This window comes from Streptomyces asoensis (assembly GCF_013085465.1).
Lineage (GTDB): Bacteria > Actinomycetota > Actinomycetes > Streptomycetales > Streptomycetaceae > Streptomyces > Streptomyces cacaoi_A.
In genome coordinates this window covers 3,022,199-3,043,007 of the sequence record NZ_CP049838.1, presented here as the reverse complement: position 1 = coordinate 3,043,007, position 20,809 = coordinate 3,022,199, and the positions used below count along the sequence as shown (strand labels likewise).

Here is a 20,809-nt window from a genome sequence, read left to right as displayed (position 1 = left end):
AGCGCAGGATATGCGGAAGGGGCGCCCGCCGAGTCGGCGGGCGCCCCTTCGCGAGAGCCGCGGAGCGGATCAGACCTGGCCGGCCTTCTCCAGCGCCGAGCAGCAGGTGTCGACGATCAGACGCGTCACCAGGTACGGGTCGACGTTGGCGTTCGGACGGCGGTCCTCGATGTAGCCCTTGCCGTCCTGCTCGACCTGCCACGGGATACGGACCGAGGCGCCACGGTTGGAGACGCCGTAGGAGTACTCGTTCCACGGGGCGGTCTCGTGCAGGCCCGTCAGACGGTCGTCGATGCCGGCGCCGTAGTGCTTGACGTGGTCGAGCGGCTTCGAGCCCTCACCGAGCGACTCGCACGCGGTGATGATCGCGTCGTAGCCCTCGCGCATCGCCTTCGTGGAGAAGTTGGTGTGCGCGCCGGCGCCGTTCCAGTCGCCCTTGACCGGCTTCGGGTCGAGGGTGGCGGAGACGCCGAAGTCCTCGGCGGTGCGGTAGAGCAGCCAGCGGGCCACCCACAGGTGGTCGGAGACCTCGAGCGGGGAGACCGGGCCGACCTGGAACTCCCACTGGCCGGGCATGACCTCGGCGTTGATGCCGGAGATCGCGAGACCGGCGGCCAGGCAGTTCTCCAGGTGCGCCTCGACGACCTCACGGCCGAAGATCTCGTCCGCGCCGACACCGCAGTAGTAGCCGCCCTGCGGGGCCGGGAAGCCGCCCTTGGGGAAGCCGAGCGGGTAACCGTCCTGGAAGAACGTGTACTCCTGCTCGATGCCGAAGATCGGCTCCTGCGCGGCGAACTTGTCGGAGACCTCGGTGAGCGCGGCACGCGTGTTGGACTCGTGCGGCGTCATGTCGATGTTGAGGACCTCGCACAGGACGAGGATGTCGTCGCCGCCGCGGATCGGGTCGGGGCAGGTGAAGACCGGCTTGAGGACACGGTCCGAGGAGTGGCCCTCGGCCTGGTTCGTGGAGGACCCGTCGAAGCCCCAGATTCCCAGCGACTCGAGACCGGCGGGCTCGCCCGCGATGATCTTCGTCTTGGAACGGAGCTTCGCCGTCGGCTGGGTGCCGTCGATCCAGATGTACTCAGCCTTGAAGGTCACGGGCCACTTCCTTCGGGGGTGTGTCTGACGCACTTGCGGGTGCTGCGGCGCTGCGGCACTGGGGCGCCGCCTGTTTGCCCGGCAGCTTGTCAACAGGCGATTTCCCGATCATTGCTCGAATGTGAACCCCGTGTTACCTGGTGGTTCTGTGGTGCGGCTCACGGTGTGAGAGGCGGTTCGGTGGGTTCGTATGCGATGGAGGTACCCGCGGACCCCGAACCCGCGGACCCCGAACGCGCCGGTCCTGCCGCTCGTGGCCGCGAGCAGCAGGACCGATGACCCGTACACCCTTACGGGATGCTCCGGAAGGTCCGCCGGTTCACCGAGGTGCCCGGCGGCCGGACCTCACCCCACCTTCTCGATCAGGGCCCGACGGATCAGGAACTTGCCGGGCTCACGGACCAGTTCGAAGGCCGCGTTGTTGAGCAGGGCGCAGCTGCCGGAGACCGAGGTCACCTCGACGGTCGTGGACTTGTTGTTGTCCAGGTTGGTGACCTTCAGCTTGGTCCCCGCCGGGAACTGGTTACTCGACGCGGCCGGGGCACCGCCCTCGCCGGAGAGTGTCACCGTGGATCCGTTGCAGACCTGCTGGCCGGAGGCGGCACCGCCGCCGTTTCCCGCGTTACCCGTGTTTCCGGCCGGGGCGGAAGCCGCCGGTGCGGAGGCCGCCGGTGCGGAGGCCGCCGGTGCGGAGGCCGCCGGTGCGGAGGCCGCCGGTGCGGAAGCGGCCTGCGAGGGCTGTGTCGCCTGGGAGTCCTGAGCCGACTCCCCAACGACGCAGCCGGACGCCTGCTGCTGGACCTTGATCTGTGCGATGACCGCCTCGCGGTTGGCGATCCGGGCCGCGGACTGCGCGTCCGGGTTCGTCTTCTGGCCCTCGATGAACTTCTCGTTGTTGCCGAGGGCCGTGGCCAGTCCCCCGCAGACGGTCGAGTCCCCGGCGGACAGTGTCTTGGCGTTCTGCGGGCTCTGTGAGGCGTTCGAGGTGGCCGCCATGGCGAAGGCCCCGGCACCCGCCACTGCCGCGGCGCTGACGAGCAGCGCGATCTTCTTCTTCGTGCCGAGAGTTCTCCTGCGCGACATGCGCGCCTCCTGAGGGGTAGGGGAGCGTACGCCGCTATGTACGAGATACCGAACGAGGTTACTCAGCGGTTACGGGAGTCAATCGAAGTGGCGTGCGTCACACCCGAGTCGGGGGGCGTCACACCCGAGTCGGGGGAGGGGCCGGGGCGGAGTCAGTTCCTCCCCTCCTCGTACGTCGCCACCGTGTCGTCGACCCGCTGGAGCAACCCCTCGGTCCGGGCGGTGAGTTCGGCCTCCCCGGTCTTCGTGCCGTCGCTCCACCGCCCGTTCGCGAACACCACCGACCGGACGGTCATTGCCCGCCGGGAGACCCCGGCCGAGCCCGGCGGGACCGTGGGCAGGCCGGCCTCCGCAGGCGGATCCAGCGAGTCCACCTGATACGCCACCGGGTCCGTCGAGGTCATCGTGAACACGCGCGAGGCGTCCTCCACCCGCTCGAAGCTCAGCACGGTGACCGTCACCTGCGAGCGCCGTTCGGTGTCCGTGAACAGGGCCGCCGTCGACCGGGAGCACCCCTCGCCCTGTTCGACCAGCCGGGCGAGCTCGGGCGAGACGCCCCGCGCGCAGTCGACGGTGGTGGACAGGTCGACGCGGGCGTACCGGGAGCCGTCCTTCAGCCGGACGCTCGTCGAGGGGAACGCCTGCTCCGGCCGGATGATCGGGCGGGCGAGCAGGGAGGGGAGCGCGCTCGGGGCGCCGGAGGGGAGGCCCGCGTCCCCGGACGGTACGGCCGCGAGACCCGAGGCGGCCGTGGTGGCCGTCGCCGTCGCCGGGGGAGCGGACGTGGTCCGGTCGCCCTCGTCCTCGTCCGCGATCAGCACGGTGCCGACGGCGACGGCGGCGACCAGGGCCACGCCGGACCCGACGGCCGCCGAGCGCCTGGCCCGCCGGCGCCGTCGTATGCGCCCCTGCTCGGGAGGGAACCCGAGTCCTTGATCACCGAAGGTCATGGCGGCGGAGGGTAGCAGTGCGCGGCGCGCCGACTCCCGCCGCCGGACGAATCGTCGACTGTCCGACCAGGGAGCCTCTATCGGGACAACGCGTCCCGTACGGCCTCGTCGGTGCGGGCCACCAGCGCGGTGCCGTCGTCCGCCGTGACGATGGGGCGCTGGATGAGCCGGGGGTGCGCGGCGAGCGCGCTGATCCAGCGTCCGCGCGTGCTCGCGTCCCGCGCCCAGTCCTTCAGGCCGAGCTCCTCGGCCACGGCCTCCTGGGTGCGGGCGATGTCCCAGGGTTCCAGCCCGAGCCGGTCGAGCACGGCCGCGATCTCGTCCTCGCTCGGCACGTCCTCCAGATAGCGGCGGACGGTGTAGTCGGCGCCCTCGGCGTCGAGGAGCGTGAGGGCGCTGCGGCACTTGGAACAGGCGGGGTTGATCCAGATCTCCATGCGGCACACGGTAGCGGTCCGAGGCGGCGAAAACCCTTGTGATCAGGGGCGATTGTCAGTGGTGGGCAGTAGAATAGAAGCAGTGTTCGAGGGTTCGCCGGAGGTTCCGGACGGGCCCTGACCGCGACAGGAGGATGCCTGTGCCCGCTGCCGCACTGAAGCCGAAGCCGTTGCCGACCCAGTCCACCGCGAAGCGTTCCGTCCAGCTCGATCTGCCCTATGTGCCCGTCGAGAAGCGGCCGTTGCCGCCCGGGCGACCGCGCGACTGGTACGTCATGCACAACCGTCGCCTCAAGGCGATGCGCCTCGCCATCGCCCTGCTAGACCTGGGCGTGTATATGCCGAACCAGGCCCGCAACGAGAAGATCCGCAGCACGGCGGAACTGATCGGCGTTCATTCGCCGTCGGACACGACGTGCCACATGGTGCGGGCGCTGCTGCGGTACTCACGATGAACCGGGCGCCGGGTGCCGTTCCTGGTGACGGCACCCGGCGTCGGCGTCCGAGGGGGGTACGGACACAGGGACGGGGAGTCACCTCACCAGTTCCTTCTCCACCGGCGTGCGGAACCTCGGTGTCACCCGGGTCGCGCCCAGCCACGCTCCCAACCGCGCCGCCTCCGCCTCGATCGCCGCCTTCGCCTCGCCGCCCACGCCCTCGCCGTCGCCCTTGCCCTCGTCGGCCAGGATCCGCCACACGATCTCGCCGTCGGCCCGCTGGGCCCAACTCCCCACCACCCGCCCGTTCCACCACACCGTCGGGCCCACGTTCCCGCTGTAGTCGAACAGGCCGGGGCGCAGTTCCGGGGCCAGATACCAGTCCCGGCCCTGCCAGCCCATGGCCGTCGGGTCGAGGCCGGGCAGCAGGGCCGCCCACGGTTCGCCGGGGGTGGGCACGGCGTCCACGTCGTCCTCGACGACGTACCCCGCCCCCTCGTCCAGGGTCACCGTGCGTGCCCCGATCGCCGTCAGCGCCCGGCGGACGTCCGTCACCTTCCAGCCCGTCCACCACTTCAGATCGGCCTCCGTGGCCGGGCCGCAGGCCGTCAGCCAGTGCCGCAGCAGCTCCGACTGGGCCTGCGCCACCGGCAGTTCGGCGTGCTCGGGGGCGAGGGCCCAGCGGAACTGGCTCGACGTCCACGAGCCCAGGGGGCGCCCCCTGACCACCTTGCCCTCCACCCCCAGCACCCTCAGCAGCCGCGTCACGACGGTGTGGACGCCCTCGTAGGACTTCCCCGCCGCGTACACGAACTGCTCCCGCAGGCGCGGCTCCTCGCGGGCCAGTTCGGCCGCCGTCGCCTGGCCGAGCCGGGCCAGAGCGGCCAGCGCGGACTCCTCGACCTCCTTCAGCCAGGCCGCGTCCGGTGCGCCGGCCTTCGCCATGTCCTTCACCAGGGTGGCCCGCTCCCGCGCGGCGACCGCGAGGCCGGTCGAGGCGTGCACGACCGCCGTCGACTTCGTCGGGAACACGAAGACGGTGTGCCGCATGCCGTGCATCCGGACGAGGGTCCGGTCCGCGTACAGCGCCCGGTCGGTCTCCGCCACCGTCGCCGCCGGGTCGGCGAGGCGGGCGCCGACCGCCAGGTACACCGTCGCCGGGTCCGAGCCGTGCAGGGCGAGGAGCGCGTCGGCCACCGCCTCGGGTGTCGCGACCCGCGCCTGCGGGGCCAGCCGGTGCCGCAGGGCCAGCCGCGCCCGCCGCTCCGCCACACCGATGTACCGCAGCCCGTCACCCATTGGCGGCCTCCACTCTCGTCGCCCCGTCGCCCTGTCGCCGTCCGGCACTCGTCTCTGTCCCCATCCTTCCCGACACCACTGACAATCGGCCCCACGCCCGTGACGCCCGACGGCACCCGAGTACCCGGGCCGGCCGGCGGGGGCGCTCGGGTGCCGTCGAGGCGGCCGGGGCTGCCGTGAGTGCCGGGTGTCACCCGTTCGACGTACCCGACATGCGGACGCTCCCCTCCCGGCCTTCACTGCGAACAGGAGGCCGGGAAGTGTCGTGAACCGGGAAGTGTCGTGAACCGGGAGGCGGATGTGGTGCGAAGGCGACGCGGATGACCACCCCCACCGACCGTGCCGGGCGCGGCCGGGACGCCCGCAAGCGCGTCTCCCGTTCCGCGCACGCCCTCTGGCTCCCGTCCGTCGACCGGCCCGATCCCGTCGCCGTGCTGGAGCGGCAGGGCCGGGACCGGCTCCCCGAGCTGCTGCCGATCCGGTACGGGCGGATGGCCGCCTCGCCCTTCGCCTTCCTGCGCGGCTCGGCCGCCCTCATGGCCGCCGACCTGGCGTCGCAGCCGCACACCGGGCTGACGGTCCAGCTGTGCGGCGACGCCCACCTGCTCAACTTCGGGTTGTACGCCTCCCCGGAGCGGGGGCTGCTCTTCGACCTCAACGACTTCGACGAGACCTTCCCCGGGCCCTTCGAGTGGGACGTCAAACGGCTCGCCGCCTCCGTCGCGGTGGCCGCCCGCGAGAACGGCCACCCCGAGCCGAGGGTGCACCGCGCCGCCCTGGAGGCCGTGGCCGCCTATCGCACCGCCATACGTCGGCTGTCCCGGCTCGACGAGCTCGCCGTCTGGTACGAGCGCATCGACGCCGAACTGCTGCTGCCCCTGCTGCGCTCCGCCCGGCGCCGCGGACGCGCCGGGGGCAGCCTCACCCGCGCCCGCCGCCGCACCAGCCTCCAGGCTCTCGGCAAACTCACGGAGGTCGTCGACGGCCGCCGCCGCATCATCCACGACCCACCGCTGATCGAACCCGCCGGCGCCTCCGACAGCGCCGCCCTGCGCAAGATCTTCAGCGACTACCGCTCCACCCTCACCGAGGAGCGCCGCCTGCTGCTGGACCGCTACCGCTTCGTCGACGCCGCCCGCAAGGTCGTCGGCGTCGGCAGCGTCGGCACCCGCTGCTTCATCGTGCTGCTCGCCGGGCGCGACACCGACGATCCGCTGTTCCTCCAGATCAAGGAGGCCCGCGCGTCCGTCCTGGAGGAGCACCTGCCCAGCGGCCCCTACGTCCATCCCGGCCACCGGGTCGTCGCCGGGCAGCGGCTGCTCCAGGCCGCCGGGGACGTCTTCCTGGGCTGGATGACCGGGCCGCAGAGCCGCGCCTTCTACTGGCGTCAGCTGCGCGACCTGAAGAGCTCCGCCGGCGTCGCCGGGATGTCCCCGGCCGACCTCGCGGCGTACGCCCGGCTGTGCGGCACCGCCCTGGCCCGTGCCCACGCACGGTCCGGCGACCGGATCGCCATCGCCGGCTACCTCGGCGGCGCCGACACCTTCGAACGCGCCGTCGCCGACTTCGCCCTGGCCTACGCAGACCGGACCGCCGCCGACCACGCGATGCTGGGCGCGGCGGTCGCGGCGGGCGTGGTGAGCGCGGCGCCGGGCGTCTGAGCGCCGTCGGCCGCCCGGCCGGTCAGGAACGCGTCGGCGACCATCCGCGCCCGTCCGGGCCGGCCAGCACGGCGGTCACGAACTCGCGCCGGTCGTCCGCGTGGTCCTGGAACCACAGGCCCAGCCGGTGTCCCGCGGCGGGCAGTTCGAACCTCGTGTACCGGGCGCGGGTGGCGAGCGCGTCCTGGACCGCCTCGGTCACCTGCGGCGGGATCACCGTGTCCGTGCCCGGCACGGCGAGCACCGCCCGGCCCTCGTACGCGCGCAGCACGTCGAGCGCGGGCGCCTCCCGCCAGCTCCCGGGCCTGCGGATGATCGCGCTGAACTCCCCGTCTCCCTCGCCGAAGGGAACGTCCCACGCCCGGGCCGCGTACACGGCGGGCGCGCACAGGCCCAGGGCCGTCACCCGGTCCCGGTAGAACGCGGCCAGGTCGGCCACCGTCTGCCCGCTCATGCTGAACCCGACGAGCGCCAGCGTCCCGTCCGCCGGGACGTACGCGTCGATCACGGAGACCGCCTGCTCGAAGCGTCGACGCAGGCTCGACTCCCTGAGTTCGCCGCTGCTTTCGCCGTGCCCGGAGAAGTCGAGGGCGAGGGCGCGGCAGCCGTGGGCGGTGAACTCGCGGGCGAGCGGCAGGAGTCGCTCCTTGCTGCCGTTGCCGGCGCCGTGCAGCAGAACGGCGGTGACCTGTCCCGGACCACCGCCGTGCACCCCGCTGAGCCGTTCACCGTCGTACTCGTGCGTGAAGGGAGACAGTTCGCTCATGGGCCCCATTCACTCACGGGCGGGTTGCGCCCGGGCCGTCTCGATCGGAGGACGAACAGGGCCGCGGAAAAGGAGATGCACGGTGAGTGACGAACTCCGTACGCTGGAGGTACCAACCCGCCCCCCTCGCCACGCTCAGTCACCCGTCCCTGCCCAGGAAGGAGGTACACCATGGGCACCGTCGTTCTCTCCGGGGCCGTCGTCCTGGTGGTCCTGGGATTCGGGAACCCGCTCTACTGGCTCGCCGCGGCCGGCGTGCTGTTCCTGTACGTGCGGTACGGGCTCGACTCGTCCGGGCCGTCCGCGCCCGGCCCCGCGCCGAGCGCGGGAACCGCGCCGACGTCGTACAAGGCGTACCGCGACCGCCGTGACAAGCAGGCCAAGTGGGAGCGCCGCTACCGTCGCGAGCGCCCCCTGGAGTCCCGCCGTCAGGAGCGCGAGCGCAGCAAGTAGGCCGCCCGATCCGCCTAGAGGCCGGGGGCTCCCCACACCGGGAACCAGCGGCCCAGGTCCTGCTCGATCCGCAGGTCGCCCGTGAGGGCGGCCTGCACCTGAAGCTCCAGTGCGCCGTCGCGCCGCTGCCCCGTACCGGGCAGCGGCGCGAACGGGTAGAACGAACCCCGCTTGTACAGGTACACGAGCGCCAGCCGGCGGCCGGCCGCCTCCTCCGGCCCGCCGCGCCGGTCCTCGAACCCGGCGAGGGAGCACAGCAGCTGCGGCCCGAAGCCGTTGACCTCCATCGCGCTGTTCACCGCGTGCAGGTCGTTGACCAGGAGCGGCAGTTGGTCGGGGGTGCGCTGCGAGACCAGCCAGGAGTAGCCGTAGTCGTCCCGCACGAGCCGCACCGGGGGACCGGTGCGCTCGGTGTCCGCGTCGAGGAGCGCCTGTACCTCTCGGTGTGTCTGCTCGAAGGCCGAGCCCTCGACGGTCGCGAAGCACACGGCACCCTGCCCGGTCGGGGTGAACCCGGCCGCCGCCTCCAGCGTCACGGCCGCCGAAGGCAGCGCGAACAGCTGGTCCAGGTCGGGCACGACCGGCTTGGTCCGGCCGAGCAGGATGTCCAGCAGCCCCATGATCAGCCCGCCTTCCCCGGAGCGGCCGCCTCGCCCAGCTCGACGGAGATCCGTCCCAGCTGCTCGAGCCGCTGCTCCAGGCTCGGGTGGGTCGAGAAAAGCCCCGCCACACCGGGCTCGGTGCCCAGCGCCGGGGTGAAGTAGAAGGCGTTGAAGGCCTGGACCGTCCGCAGGTCCTTCGAGGGGATACGGGCCAGGTCGCCGGAGACCTTCGTCAGCGCGGAGGCCAGCGCCGAGGGCCGGCCGGTCAGCTGCGCCGCCGCCCGGTCCGCCGCCAGCTCCCGGTACCGGGACAGCGCCCGGATGAGCAGGAAACTGATCGCGTACACGGCCGCCGAGACACCCATCACGGCGGCGAAGACGACCGCGGCGTTCTGGTCCCTGCGCGCCCCGCCGAACACCTGCGAGTAGAACGCGAAGCGCACGATCAGCCCCGCGATCACGCCCAGGAACGACGCGACCGTGATCACCGCCACGTCCTTGTGCGCCACATGCGACAGCTCGTGCGCGAGCACGCCCTCCAGCTCGGCCGGCTCCAGCCGCCCCAGCAGCCCGGTCGTCACGCACACCACCGCGTGGTCGGGGTTCCGCCCCGTCGCGAAGGCGTTAGGCATGCCCATCTCGGAGACGGCGACCACCGGCTTCGGCATGTCCGCGATCGCACACAGCCGGTCGATCACGGCATGCAGCTCGGGATACTCCTCGCGCTCCACGACCCGCCCGCGCATCGCGAACAGCGCGACCCGGTCGGAGAACCAGTACTGCGCGCCCAGCATCGCCACCGCGACGACCGCGACCAGCACCCACGACTTCAGCAACACGATCAACGCGGCGACGAACGCCACGTACAACAGCCCGAGCAGGAACAACGTGACCGTCATCCGCACGGTCAGCCGTCGGTCGCTCCGGAAACGGCTCTGCATCTGCATCACCCCGCAGTCAGGCACTCGCCCCACTGCAAGTGTGCACCGCCCCACCCCCATGAACGGTCCCCGAACGGACCTAGGCGGAGCAAAAGCTCCCCGCGAACGCCCGGCGCGCACACCGGCGCGGCTCCACCCCGGCCTCAGCGTCGTACGGCCCGCGTCGCCCGCTGCCGCAGCTCCTCGTCGGGATCGCCCCGCAGCGCGATCAGGGCACGCTGCCCCGCGGCCCCACCCTGCTCCGCAAGCAGCCGGAACGCGGCGATCCGTACCGGCCGGGGCCACCCGGCGCCGAGCCGTTCGACGAGCCACTCCTCGGGCAACAGCCCTGCCGAGGGCAGGACCGCCGCGGTCACCTCCCGCACCACTCCCGGCGCCGGATCGTCGAGCAACGGCGACAGCCGCCGCGCGTCGGCCGCGTCCAGCACGCGCAGCCCGGCCACGGCCTGCGCCCGCACGCCCGCGGCCGGATGCCGGACCAGCGACCACAGCACCTCGGCGTCACCCCGCTCCCCGCACTCCGCGAGCCCGGCGACGGCACCCGGCGGCAGGGTGGGGTCGCCCCGCTCCGCGCACCGCTCCCGGTACCAGGACAGCGGATCGCCCCCGTACTGCCGTACGACATACCGCGCGCAGGCCCGCACGAGACCCGCCCGGTCGGCCAGGAACTCCACGGACTGCTCCACCCGCCCGGCCCGCCGCAGCGCGGTCACCCCGGCGGAACGGACCCGCGGGTTGCGCGCGGTGAGCAACGGCCGGATCACGTCGTCGGGGTCCTCGTCCGTCATGGCGGCCAGGGCGGCGTCCGCGCACAGGTTCTGGACGACGGTGTCGAAGTCGCGGGCGGCAGCTTGGGCGAGCAGGCCGGGGGAGAGGAGCCGCTGCTCGACCGCGAGCCGGTACGCGAACCGGCGTACGGTGCGATCGGCGTGCGAGTACAGACACGCGAGCCGTTCGCGGGGCACCCCGCGGAACACCACGGCGAGCAACTCCGTCGCGAAGGCACCCTGGTCCCGGCGCCCGAGGAGCAGGATCAGCGGCGCGAGCGTGACGGCGGCACCGGGATCGAGAACCTCGCGGAGCACCTTCCGGGCGCGCTCGCGCACCGGTGCCACCCAGTCGGCGCACCGCAGGACGACCAGCGGCAGCAGGTCGGGGTACCGAGCCGCCGGCTCCAGCGCCGCCTCACGCGTCCAACCGTCACGATGGCAGAGGGCGAGTGCCAGCCGGGGCTCGTCGAGCAGCGACAGATCGGCCGGCAGCTGAGCGGCTTGCTCCCACTGCGGCAGACCTTCGAGGTGGTACGGGAGGCCCACCCGCACCGCCTCGTCCAACGCGAGCCAGGCCCGTGGATCGGCGACGACGACCGCTTCCGCCAGGGGCATGCCCCCGGCGAGCCGCACCGCCGCCGCTCCCGCGCCTCGTCTGTTCTCCCTCACCCTCGCCACCCCCTGGGCGTGTCTGACAATTCCCGCCGGGCGCGCGACGCCTGGCACGGCACCTCGCCGCGTTGTCGGATCACCCGAGTACATCCAGTACGCGGGCGATCCTCCGCCTTGCGATGCACCGCACCAGACGCCGCGCGCTGATCCGACGCGAATTGGCAGACACGCCCTAGTACGGAGCCCGGAACCGCGCGTACCCCAGCAGCAGGATCACCGCGGCCACGCAGCCCAGTACGAGCGTCGTCGACAGCCATGACGACCGGGGTGATGCCACCCGGTCCGGGTCGCCGCGGAACGGGACCGGCTCGGGCGGGTTCTCCTTCCAGCGGGCGGCCAGCATCCGGGCCCGCGCCGAGGGTTCCTTGTGCGCCGCGTCGTCCGCCCACTTGAGGTCGAACTCCCGCTCCACATCGTCCTGTTCGGGCATGCCCGTATCTCCCCCGTCACCTCTGTCGAGGTCTTCCAGTCGAACAGCAGTGCCAGAAACCATACGACGCCGCCCCCGTCCCTGAGAAACAGGAACGGGGGCGGCGGAACAGCCCGAAGAGGCGAGGGCTGCGGACCTACAAGCTCACGGACCTACCGGCCCGGGGCCGATCACACGTCGAAGAAGTGAAGCGGCGGGTTCCTGGCTTGCGGCTACGTAGTCGACCGACACTGCGACCTGAGGCTTGGTTGTCGGTGGTTGTCAGCGTTGGTCGTCGTTGAGCACCCCCGCACGGCCCAGGGACGGCCCGAGCGGCGGTGTAGTGGTGTTCCCCCTCGATGCGAACTACGGGCACGGAGGTTGCTGAGCTTCTTCGGGCCGGTCAGAAGGTCTATGAGGGTCACTCATGGTCGGTACGAGGCAGCGCGGTTGATGTACCTCGCTGCTGTACCGCGTACTTTGCGAAAAGGACGGTTACCAACGCCAGAACGTCCACGTAAGCACTGACGAGTTCTGCAGCCACGCCCCACTTGATCACGACGATCACGAGGGTTTGTGATCACCAAAGATTTCCAGCATTGGGTCGGCAGATGCGAGCGGCAGTGATCAGTCTTACGGTGGTCTGACCGGGAGACTTGTTACGCGAGGAAGGCCGATCGCATGAATCGAGTAAGCCTCAGAATCTGGTGGTTCCGGGCCGCTGCGGTTGGTTCACTGGTCGCCACCACAACCGCATTGGGTTTGGCAACCGCGTCCACAGCGGAGGCTGTGAGCTCCACGGTGGTTGAAGGGCCTCTAGGCCAGCACTCAGAGGCGACCTGCCCTGAAGGCACTCATCTGATCGGGGGTGGATACTACTTGGTTTCATCGGGCCCTGTGATCCTAAATGCACCATCAGCCGATGAGCCGAATACTTGGAAGGCCGCCGCCGATGGCTACCCCGCCTACATTCGAGCATATGCGCTCTGTGAGACAGATTCCTAAATCTGCCGGCTCAGCCTTCCCAGGTTCGAATCCTGGCGCCGCCATGCAAGTGGGATTCGACCCCTGACCAGTCACTTTGGTCAGGGGCCGTTCTCGTTGTCGGTCTAGGTCAGTACCCGCCGTTCCCCGGCATTCCCCACCCCGTTCTGGCACGCTCGGTGGCCTTGATCACGCGGTCGGCGGAGCGACTTTGGGATGGAGCTACTTTGGGGCGAGTGATCATGGCCCCGTAAGCTTCCGGCGCGTCGGGCAGTCTGTGGACCTGCCTGTTAAAGCACGACGTTGGGGCCACAATCTTCGAGGCTCGCCCGAAAGTGGCTGCCTAAAGTCGCGGAGCCGACCGCCCCAGCCACGACGTGTTCTGGCTTCATGCCCGTGTGCCTGCCTCTTGGGCGAGAGCGGGCGGTCGGCGGTGCCGAGCGGGGCGGAGACATGAGCGCGGGCGCCGCCGGCCGCCCGCGCCCGCCCGGAGAAGCGAAGTGACGACGGGTGCTTGATGGGGTAGGGAAGGTCTGGCCGAGACAGACGGGCTTCCGTACTTGCTTCCCAACGGGAATGAACGGGACGGAAAGTGAGACGGAGCCCACCCGCACCGACCAGGCCTTATCCGTACTGACAGAAGGCGACGGAAGCGTCGTCCCCTGACTTGTAGCGTGGCCAGCGTTGCCCCCTGGGATCTGTGGCTTCCACCTTGCGGACGGTGTCGATCAACCCTCGCGGTCCCCCGGCCCGGAGCGTCGCGAAGACTTCGGGCCAGGTCGACATGGCGTAGTCCGTTACGAGACAGGCCGCGCCGTCGGACAGCAGGGCGGCGGCGCGTACGTCATCGGTGGGAACGCTGCCGGTCAGCGCGTGTTCCGCCGCTTCGGGGCCGGCGGCCGCGACCCAATATCCAGACGTCGCGTTGCGAGTCTCCCGCTGCGCGAACACCAAGTTCCGCAAAGCCTCTTTGTGTCCTGCCGTATGGGTCTCGTGCCGAGCGACTTCGGCCTTCAACTCGGGAAGGATCTGGTCCACCCGCAGGTCAGTGATCACGGAATAGCCCTGATGGCCCTCGAGCACGATGGGGGAGTCCGCCAAGACCAGGTGGTCTAGCTGCCCCTCCCGCTGCCGCAAGATCGCAACCGTTGCTGAAGGGGTTCCGGGGTTGCCGAGGTCGCATTCAGGGTGCAGAACTGCCACCCCTTCGAGGGCCCGCGCCAGGCCGGTCGTGAGCGAGGTTTCCGAGTCGGCAAGCGTGGCGACAAGCTGACTGCCGAGGTTCCTCACATACCAAGGCACACCGTGTCGACACCCGGTGTCCAGGCCCGCCGTGCTGAGTCCGTCCAGCACGACGGCAAGAGTCGGCGTACCGGCCACCCAATCCTCATTGGGGGCCGCTCCTCCGGGTTGAGTGTCGATCGCGACGCGCATGATCAGCCTTCGTGTCGGTACAGCGGAGTGACGCGTCGACTCTCCAAGACTTCGAGCGTCTTCGGGTCGTAACGGCACGAAATTAGGGTGGAGAAGCGGCGCGTGCGGACCTCTCGGTAGAGCTCTGCCAGGTTGTTTTCCAGGAAGTGAACGACCCCGTTCGCTCCGATGGCGTGAATGCCGGCGACATCCGCAGCGATCCAGCGGCTGCTCGACGGCCGTCCAACCCGGTCCACCGGGGCGCTCACCACGCTGCAACTCGCCGCCGAGGCAGGCGTCAAGCGCTGGGTCCTCACGCACAAGCACGTCGACCTGAAGGAAGAATTCGTCCGCCGGAAGTCCGAGGCGAACGGCATTCCGCCCGCGTTCCAGCATCTGCACGCCCGCGCAGTAGATGCCGAAGCCGCCGCCCAGGCCCTGCGGGAGGACAACGACCGGCTTCGCGAGCGCGTCGCCGTCTATGCCCAGGTCATCCACGAACTCCGCACCGAGCTGGACCGGCGCACCGACAACAGCACCCAGCGCAGCCCCCTCCGGAGCCTCCCTGCCAGCATCCCCTGATGCGCGAGGCGGTCGCGGCATGCCTAGGACGTCAAAGGGACTGGTGACCGGCGACGTCCCCGCCAGGGTCGTCGGCGAGTACGACGGACGCGGTGATCCGCCGAGCAACCGCGCGGTCCGGCCAGGGACTGGGAGTCCGGTGTTTATACCTTGCTCGCGACCACCATGTAGTTCTCGGCCTCAAGATCGAACGTGCTCAGTTCCGTTTGGAGTCCGGCCCGGTGCAGCTCGACTTCGAGTTCCTCGTACCGGTAGGGCCAGCAGGACAGCAGTTCCGAGCGGACAAGAACCAACCCGGTCGCACCAACTTGCGCGATCGCAATTTCGATGTGGTGCTCCTCCTCCCAATGTGGCGCAATCTCCCAGCGGTAGACCACGACGGCATCGCGACCGTTCCGGCGGACGAGTCGGTCACTGATCTCCAGCCGGGAACCTCTGGCCCTCACGAGTTCCCAAGTGCGGGATGTGAGTACCAAGCGCCCGCCGGGGCGCAGAAGCCGTGACATCGACTCCAGAGCAGCACCCCTGCCTGTCGCGCCCGCGGCATGGTGAAGCGAGTTGCCAACACAGAACACCATGTCGAACGTGTTGTCCTGGAAATGGTCGGGCAACTCTTCCCAGTTCGCCCGTACTGCCCGGACGGATGCCCCGAACTCCTCGGACAACTCTCTAGTCCGACGAACCATCGCCTTGCTGGCGTCAGTTGCGACAACCTGCATGCCACGACCGGCGAGGCCAACCGCCAACTGTCCGGTTCCGCACGAACAGTCGAGGACGTGAGCGTTCGACGGCAGGAGATCGAGGACGTCGTCGAACGACGCAGCGAACTCGGCTGGAGGCAACTTTGCATCCGAGATGAGCCATTCGTACACCTCGGCAAGCACGTCATAGCCTGTCACAACCACTACCTCCGTCACGCGGCAGACTCACGGTAGGACGTCAGTCCATCAGCGGAGCAAGCCGGGCACCAATGGTTTTCGCAAGGATGGCTCTGACGGTGTTTGCAGAGCTGAAGGGACGGAGCCGTGAGCGAGCAGGCTGGGCAGTGGCACTTCCTCACCAACCACGCCCGCGTACTGGTCGCCATCGCACGCGACCCTGCCACCCGGCTCCGCGACATCGCCGCGGTCTGCCGCATCACCGAACGCACGGCGCTGAGCATCGTCACCGACCTCGAACAGGCCGGCTACATGCGCCGCGAGCGCGAAGGACGGCGCACGGCTACATCCTCTGCCAGGACGGCACCCTCCGTCATCCAGCAGAGGCAGACGTGCCCGTCCGGGAACTGCTGGAAGTGTTCACCTCACACGAGAGCCCGCACTGACCGACAGCCCTGCTCCCCCCTCGGAGCCAGGGCCTAGTGCTGCCCCTGCGCGTTGATCAGCCGCTTGAACCGCGGCTACGCGGTCCGCTGGAGCAACAGCTCGCAATGGGCGAGAGAACCGGAGGACGCCACCGCGCCCCCACCTTCGCCCGTGCTCTCGCCGACCGGGAGCAGACATGGCCCGCAAGACCACGATCACCGTCACCGGCGACCACACCGGCGACGTCGGCGGAACCGTCATCTCCGGCGCCACCGGCCCGGTAGCCCTCAACGGCGACATCCGACGGCACCGACCAGAGCAGGCAGATCACCGGCCGCCGGACCTACTCCGGCAAGGGCAGGACGGTAGTCGAGGGTGACAGCTCCGGCACCATCTCCCGCAGTTTCTGACCAGCACAGCCCCGGCATCCAGCCGTGAAGGGCGCCGGATCGGATCCGGCCCGGGGTACCGGCCGCCCCTCGGGCGGCCCGCCGCACACCTCGTGTGCGGCCCTTCCCCTCAAACGGCGCGCGGCCCCGGGTGGCTAGACCCGGGACCGCTGTTCGGGCCGTTTCACCTACTAGCGAGACCACGACCCAATGAACAACATCGTCACTGTTCAGACCGCTGTTACCGCGTTCGCCGACTGGATCGAGCCGACGAACGCTGAGCTGGACGCGATCGAGCTGGAGTCCCCGCTGATCCTGGCGGAGGTTGACCTACTCGACGCGCAGATCAAGGCCATGGACCACCCCGAGAACGAGGTCGACACCCGCCGGATCCGCCGGGCCCGTAACCGGGTGCTGAACGCGCGGCGGGACCTGGCCAACCGCACGGTCGGCGCGAGCACGGCGGGCGGCGCGGCATGAACCTTCGCCGCAAGGGCCGTGCCGTGCCGTGCTGGTGCTGGTGCTGGTCGGTGTGGTCGGGATGGCGTTCCGCGTCTCGTGGAACGCGTTGCGGGACATCGCCGGCGCGATTGGCGCGGATGATGCCGCCGCCATCCTCTACCCGTTCGTGGTCGACGGACTGATGGCGCTGGCGCTGATTGCCACGCTTGTTCTGGTGGACGACGACCGCAAGTTCGCGTTGCGGGTGCTGGGTACCTACACGATCGCCTCGCTGGTCCTGAACTACGTGCACGGACTGGTCCCGGAGCTGCACGGCCGGTCGGTCGAGTTGGGTCGAGTCGCAGAGTGGGACGCGGCGAACTGGGCGCTGGTGCTGCTGGCGACGTCGCTTCCGGTCGGGGCGATCTACTTCGGATCCGATCTGGTCGCGAAGGTGCTGCACCACCGCCCCGCCCCGATTCCCTCCGTAGACACGAATGCGGAGGAATCCACTGAAATCGAGAGGAATCGGTCTACGGCTGACCTGCTCGAATCGACCCCGGCGCCCACGGTCACGCTGACCCGGCTGAGGGTGCCGGATCCGGTCGCGGTCGACCTGGGCAAGTCGACTCTGTCGCTCAAGCCCGTACGGGCGATCGCCGCGCCGATTCCGGCGCCTGTGGTTCGGTCGGTCCCGGCGGTATCGGGCCGGACGCGTCGGGCGACGGGTCGGGTTCCGCAGGCCGCCCGATCGCCCCGCCCGAAGCGCACCCCTGATCAGGTGCTCGCCGAAGCGCGGTCGGTCACGGCCGGTTGGACGGATGTGCAGATCACGGCGGAGGGGATCCGCCGCGAGGTGCACACCTCGCCGGCGAACGCGCGGATGCTGCGTGACGCCCTGCTCGCCGAACGCGCCGCGACGGCGGTGACGCCGTGAGCACCTCGCCGCGCTCTTACCGGCCGTGCCGCCCGCTCTCGGGTGGGCGGTACACGCCCGGTGGCTGCACGGACGGCTGACTTCGGCCCGCCGTGACCCGCTGACCGGGCTGTGGACGCGGGACGCGTTCGCCCGGCGGGCCCGCCGTCTGCTGCGAGACCCCGGCGCTGTGGTCGTGCTGGCGGACGTCGACCACTTCAAGCAGATCAACGACACCCACGGCCACGCCGCCGGTGACGTCCTGCTCGCCACGGTCGCCGCTCGCCTCGCCCACGGCACCACGCCCGGCGGTGTCGCAGGACGGCTCGGTGGGGACGAATTCGCCGCCGTCGTCGTCGACCGCGACGGCACCATGGCCGACCGGCTTCACACCCTCGCCCGCGTCCTCGCCCGACCGGTCGACACCAACCCCGAAGTGCACGCCACGGTGTCCCTCGGGTGGGTGCGGGCCGCCGACCATCCGGGCGAGGACCTGTCCGCGCTGCTGCGCCGCGCTGACGAGGCCATGTACGCGGCAAAGCGGTCCGGCCGGTCCGGGCCCCGCCGGGCCCGTCTCGGGCGGCTGCTCGGGTCGGTCGCCGGACGCCGTCCCGGACGGTGCGGCGCGGCATGAGCACGCTGCCGGTCTACCGGTGGCACCTGGCCCCGGACGGCTACGCCACCCGCCGACAGCTTCGGGCCCGGAATCTGCACCCCGGGTGGTCAGGATGTGGCCGCTCAGCTCGAACGGCCCCGCCGCCGGGAACCGTTGGTCGCCTACCTCTACCGCGTCGACCTGGCCAAGCGGTACGCCCCATGACGCCGGCTCGGTGGGCGGCTCTGGCCAAGGCCAACACCGCCCGCCGCACCTGCCCTCAGTGCCGACGTGACGCCGGATACGTCATCCCGCCGTCCCTCGGCATGTGTGTGCCGTGTGCCTACCCCGAAAAGGGAGTGTCTCCCGGACCGTGAACGCAAAAGGCCGCCGGCCGCGCGCTTCCCGGAGTGGGAAGAGCACGACCGACGGCCCACAGACGGCCCAGGAGAGCAAACAGGTGCTCTGACCTGGGGCGATATCACACGTCGAAGTAGAGCTCGAACTCGTGCGGGTGCGGGCGCAGCTGGAGCGGGGCGATCTCGTTGGTGCGCTTGTAGTCGATCCACGTCTCGATCAGGTCGGACGTGAAGACGTCACCGGCGAGCAGGAACTCGTGGTCCGCCTCGAGGCGGTCGAGGACGGCCGGGAGCGAGGTCGGGACCTGCGCGACGCCCGCGTGCTCCTCGGGGGCCAGCTCGTAGAGGTCCTTGTCGATCGGCTCGGCCGGCTCGATCTTGTTCTTGATGCCGTCCAGGCCCGCGAGCAGCAGGGCGGAGAACGCCAGGTACGGGTTGCCGGAGGAGTCGGGCGCGCGGAACTCGACGCGCTTGGCCTTCGGGTTGGAGCCCGTGATCGGGATACGCATGGCCGCGGAGCGGTTGCGCTGCGAGTACACCAGGTTGACCGGGGCCTCGAAGCCCGGGACCAGACGGTGGTAGGAGTTCACCGTCGGGTTGGTGAAGGCCAGCAGCGACGGGGCGTGCTTGAGGATGCCGCCGATGTAGTAGCGGGCCATGTCCGACAGACCCGCGTAGCCGGCCTCGTCGTAGAACAGCGGGGAACCGCCGGTCCACAGCGACTGGTGGACGTGCATGCCCGAGCCGTTGTCGCCGAAGATCGGCTTCGGCATGAAGGTCGCGGTCTTGCCGTTGCGCCAGGCGACGTTCTTCACGATGTACTTGAAGAGCTGGAGGTCGTCGGCCGCGGCGAGCAGCGTGTTGAACTTGTAGTTGATCTCGGCCTGGCCGGCGGTGCCCACCTCGTGGTGCTGGCGCTCGACCTGGAGGCCGGACGCGGCCAGCTCCAGGGAGATCTCCGCACGCAGGTCGGCGAAGTGGTCGACCGGCGGGGTCGGGAAGTAGCCGCCCTTGTAGCGGACCTTGTAACCGCGGTTGTTCTCGATCGCACCGGTGTTCCAGGCGCCGGCCTCGGAGTCGATGTGGTAGAAGGACTCGTTCGCGGAGGTCTGGAAGCGCACGCTGTCGAATACGTAGAACTCGGCCTCGGGGCCGAAGTACGCGGTGTCGGCGATACCGGTCGACGCCAGGTACGCCTCCGCCTTCTTCGCCACGTTGCGCGGGTCACGGGAGTACTGCTCGCCCGTGATCGGGTCGTGGATGAAGAAGTTGATGTTCAGCGTCTTGTCACGGCGGAACGGGTCCACGCGCGAGGTCGACAGGTCGGCGCGCAGCGCCATGTCGGACTCGTGGATGGCCTGGAAACCACGGATCGACGAGCCGTCGAAGGCGAGCTCCTCGTCCGGGTCGAACGCCTCGACGGGCAGCGTGAAGTGCTGCATGACGCCCGGCAGGTCGCAGAAGCGGACGTCGACGAACTTGACGTCCTCGTCCGCGATGAACTTCTTGGCCTCGTCGGCGTTCTGGAACATCCAGCTCCTCCTACTCCCGGCCGTCGAGCCGGGGTGGTAGTTCGTTCGTGCGGCCAGTGCGGTGGCACACGCTGTCATCGACCCTAGGGACGGGTGATTTCTCGGGCGTGACCCATTTGTTTCGCACAAGTTAACCGGAGCCTGCCCGGTGTACCCCACCTGTCCGTATCGCGAAACGGGCGCAGTACCGTGGTCGGGTGGACAACAGGGATGCAATCGGCTCGTGGCTCTCGGGCCCCCGCGCAGCCGCTGAGGAAGCCGGTGTCGACTTCGGATACAGGGGCGAGCAGCTCGGTCTGCCGGAGCACGGGCCGGGCTCGATCGCCCGCCCCGGTCGGCGGCTCGGGGCGCTGGCCGTGGACTGGGGCTTCGGCGTCTTGATCGCATACAGCTTGATCACGGACGGCTACCGGCCGGCGACCAGCAACTGGGCCCTGCTCGTCTTCTTCGTGCTGAGCGTCCTGACGGTCGGCACGATCGGCTCCACCCCGGGCAAGCGCCTGTTCGGCCTGCGGGTGGTGTCCGTCGAGACCGGCACGGTCAGCCCCCTGCGTGCCGTGGCGCGCACGATCCTGCTCTGCCTGGCCGTCCCGGCCCTGATCTGGGACCGCGACGGCCGTGGCCTGCACGACCGCCTGGCCCGCACGGTGGAAGTCCGGATCTGAGATTCCGGCACGAGGTCCGGATCCGAGCAGCCAGTGCAGCCGGTACGG

Annotated in this window: 23 protein-coding genes and 1 pseudogene; 11 read left to right on the top strand and 13 right to left on the bottom strand. The window is 70.2% G+C overall.

What is annotated here, in order from left to right; all coding sequences use genetic code 11:
* Positions 1-69: 69 nt before the first annotated feature.
* From glnII to G9272_RS13665, 4 genes are all read right to left on the bottom strand, one after another.
* Positions 70-1,101, bottom strand: a complete 1,032-nt coding sequence (gene glnII, locus G9272_RS13680) for a glutamine synthetase (RefSeq protein ID WP_171396836.1) — start codon at positions 1,099-1,101, stop codon at positions 70-72.
* 345 nt (positions 1,102-1,446) lie between these two features.
* A complete protein-coding gene (locus tag G9272_RS13675; RefSeq protein WP_171396835.1) occupies positions 1,447-2,184 on the bottom strand; it encodes a hypothetical protein in 738 nt (245 codons plus the stop codon).
* Between the two features lie 152 nt (positions 2,185-2,336).
* Positions 2,337-3,134 carry a hypothetical protein gene (locus G9272_RS13670; RefSeq protein ID WP_253267788.1) on the bottom strand — a complete coding sequence of 266 codons (798 nt, stop codon included), beginning with the start codon at positions 3,132-3,134 and terminating at the stop codon, positions 2,337-2,339.
* A 77-nt stretch (positions 3,135-3,211) separates the two neighbouring features.
* Complete coding sequence (locus tag G9272_RS13665; protein ID WP_171396834.1) at positions 3,212-3,571, bottom strand: arsenate reductase family protein; 360 nt, start codon at positions 3,569-3,571, stop codon at positions 3,212-3,214.
* A 140-nt stretch (positions 3,572-3,711) separates the two neighbouring features.
* Between G9272_RS13665 and G9272_RS13660 the strand changes: the two genes are divergently transcribed.
* Positions 3,712-4,026: a hypothetical protein gene (locus G9272_RS13660; RefSeq protein ID WP_171396833.1), complete on the top strand. Its 315-nt coding sequence runs from the start codon at positions 3,712-3,714 to the stop codon at positions 4,024-4,026.
* A gap of 78 nt (positions 4,027-4,104) precedes the next feature.
* Here the strand turns inward: G9272_RS13660 and G9272_RS13655 are convergent, their stop codons facing one another.
* Complete coding sequence (locus G9272_RS13655; protein WP_171396832.1) at positions 4,105-5,307, bottom strand: winged helix DNA-binding domain-containing protein; 1,203 nt, start codon at positions 5,305-5,307, stop codon at positions 4,105-4,107.
* A 320-nt stretch (positions 5,308-5,627) separates the two neighbouring features.
* Here G9272_RS13655 and G9272_RS13650 point away from each other — a divergent pair, with 320 nt between their 5' ends.
* The gene (locus tag G9272_RS13650) at positions 5,628-6,968 is read left to right on the top strand and encodes a DUF2252 domain-containing protein (RefSeq protein ID WP_171396831.1); all 1,341 of its coding nucleotides are present in this window, start codon (positions 5,628-5,630) and stop codon (positions 6,966-6,968) included.
* A gap of 22 nt (positions 6,969-6,990) precedes the next feature.
* Here G9272_RS13650 and G9272_RS13645 read toward each other — a convergent pair whose 3' ends face one another.
* A complete protein-coding gene (locus G9272_RS13645; protein ID WP_171396830.1) occupies positions 6,991-7,734 on the bottom strand; it encodes an alpha/beta hydrolase in 744 nt (247 codons plus the stop codon).
* Positions 7,735-7,905: 171 nt separating this feature from the next.
* On the opposite strand from G9272_RS13645, the gene G9272_RS13640 reads away from it, so the two are divergent.
* Positions 7,906-8,187 (top strand): hypothetical protein, encoded by a 282-nt coding sequence (locus G9272_RS13640; protein WP_062647617.1) that lies wholly within the window; start codon positions 7,906-7,908, stop codon positions 8,185-8,187.
* 14 nt (positions 8,188-8,201) lie between these two features.
* Here the strand turns inward: G9272_RS13640 and pspAB are convergent, their stop codons facing one another.
* From pspAB to G9272_RS13615, 5 genes are all read right to left on the bottom strand, one after another.
* On the bottom strand, positions 8,202-8,807 hold the full coding sequence (gene pspAB, locus G9272_RS13635) for a PspA-associated protein PspAB (protein WP_171396829.1): 606 nt from the start codon (positions 8,805-8,807) through the stop codon (positions 8,202-8,204).
* A 2-nt stretch (positions 8,808-8,809) separates the two neighbouring features.
* A complete protein-coding gene (gene htpX / locus G9272_RS13630) occupies positions 8,810-9,730 on the bottom strand; it encodes a zinc metalloprotease HtpX (protein ID WP_171396828.1) in 921 nt (306 codons plus the stop codon).
* A gap of 143 nt (positions 9,731-9,873) precedes the next feature.
* Positions 9,874-11,169, bottom strand: coding sequence for a hypothetical protein (locus G9272_RS13625; protein WP_253267787.1), 1,296 nt, complete (start codon positions 11,167-11,169; stop codon positions 9,874-9,876).
* A 175-nt stretch (positions 11,170-11,344) separates the two neighbouring features.
* Positions 11,345-11,602, bottom strand: a complete 258-nt coding sequence (locus G9272_RS13620) for a hypothetical protein (RefSeq protein WP_171396827.1) — start codon at positions 11,600-11,602, stop codon at positions 11,345-11,347.
* A 1,587-nt stretch (positions 11,603-13,189) separates the two neighbouring features.
* Positions 13,190-13,999, bottom strand: coding sequence for a protein phosphatase 2C domain-containing protein (locus tag G9272_RS13615; protein WP_171396826.1), 810 nt, complete (start codon positions 13,997-13,999; stop codon positions 13,190-13,192).
* Positions 14,000-14,176: 177 nt separating this feature from the next.
* Between G9272_RS13615 and G9272_RS13610 the strand changes: the two genes are divergently transcribed.
* Entirely contained in the window at positions 14,177-14,560 is a 384-nt protein-coding gene (locus G9272_RS13610) for a hypothetical protein (protein ID WP_171396825.1), read from the top strand.
* Positions 14,561-14,703: 143 nt separating this feature from the next.
* Here G9272_RS13610 and G9272_RS13605 read toward each other — a convergent pair whose 3' ends face one another.
* Positions 14,704-15,459 (bottom strand): class I SAM-dependent methyltransferase, encoded by a 756-nt coding sequence (locus tag G9272_RS13605; RefSeq protein ID WP_171401968.1) that lies wholly within the window; start codon positions 15,457-15,459, stop codon positions 14,704-14,706.
* Positions 15,460-15,585: 126 nt separating this feature from the next.
* Here G9272_RS13605 and G9272_RS13600 point away from each other — a divergent pair, with 126 nt between their 5' ends.
* The 6 genes and pseudogenes from G9272_RS13600 to G9272_RS13575 form a co-directional block, all read left to right on the top strand.
* Entirely contained in the window at positions 15,586-15,921 is a 336-nt protein-coding gene (locus tag G9272_RS13600; protein WP_253267786.1) for a MarR family transcriptional regulator, read from the top strand.
* A gap of 139 nt (positions 15,922-16,060) precedes the next feature.
* Complete coding sequence (locus G9272_RS13595; protein ID WP_171396824.1) at positions 16,061-16,243, top strand: hypothetical protein; 183 nt, start codon at positions 16,061-16,063, stop codon at positions 16,241-16,243.
* A gap of 220 nt (positions 16,244-16,463) precedes the next feature.
* Positions 16,464-16,733, top strand: coding sequence for a DUF6284 family protein (locus tag G9272_RS13590; protein WP_171396823.1), 270 nt, complete (start codon positions 16,464-16,466; stop codon positions 16,731-16,733).
* Positions 16,734-16,794: 61 nt separating this feature from the next.
* Positions 16,795-17,631, top strand: a complete 837-nt coding sequence (locus tag G9272_RS13585; protein WP_171401967.1) for a DUF2637 domain-containing protein — start codon at positions 16,795-16,797, stop codon at positions 17,629-17,631.
* A gap of 25 nt (positions 17,632-17,656) precedes the next feature.
* A complete protein-coding gene (locus G9272_RS13580) occupies positions 17,657-18,244 on the top strand; it encodes a GGDEF domain-containing protein (RefSeq protein ID WP_171396822.1) in 588 nt (195 codons plus the stop codon).
* Positions 18,241-18,489: pseudogene (locus G9272_RS13575) on the top strand (RRQRL motif-containing zinc-binding protein); the annotation flags it as partial. The gene G9272_RS13580 and the pseudogene G9272_RS13575, both read left to right, overlap by 4 nt.
* 197 nt (positions 18,490-18,686) lie before the next feature.
* Here G9272_RS13575 and glnA read toward each other — a convergent pair.
* Positions 18,687-20,096, bottom strand: a complete 1,410-nt coding sequence (gene glnA / locus G9272_RS13570; RefSeq protein WP_054237964.1) for a type I glutamate--ammonia ligase — start codon at positions 20,094-20,096, stop codon at positions 18,687-18,689.
* A gap of 197 nt (positions 20,097-20,293) precedes the next feature.
* On the opposite strand from glnA, the gene G9272_RS13565 reads away from it, so the two are divergent.
* Positions 20,294-20,761, top strand: a complete 468-nt coding sequence (locus tag G9272_RS13565) for an RDD family protein (protein ID WP_171396821.1) — start codon at positions 20,294-20,296, stop codon at positions 20,759-20,761.
* Positions 20,762-20,809: the final 48 nt, after the last annotated feature.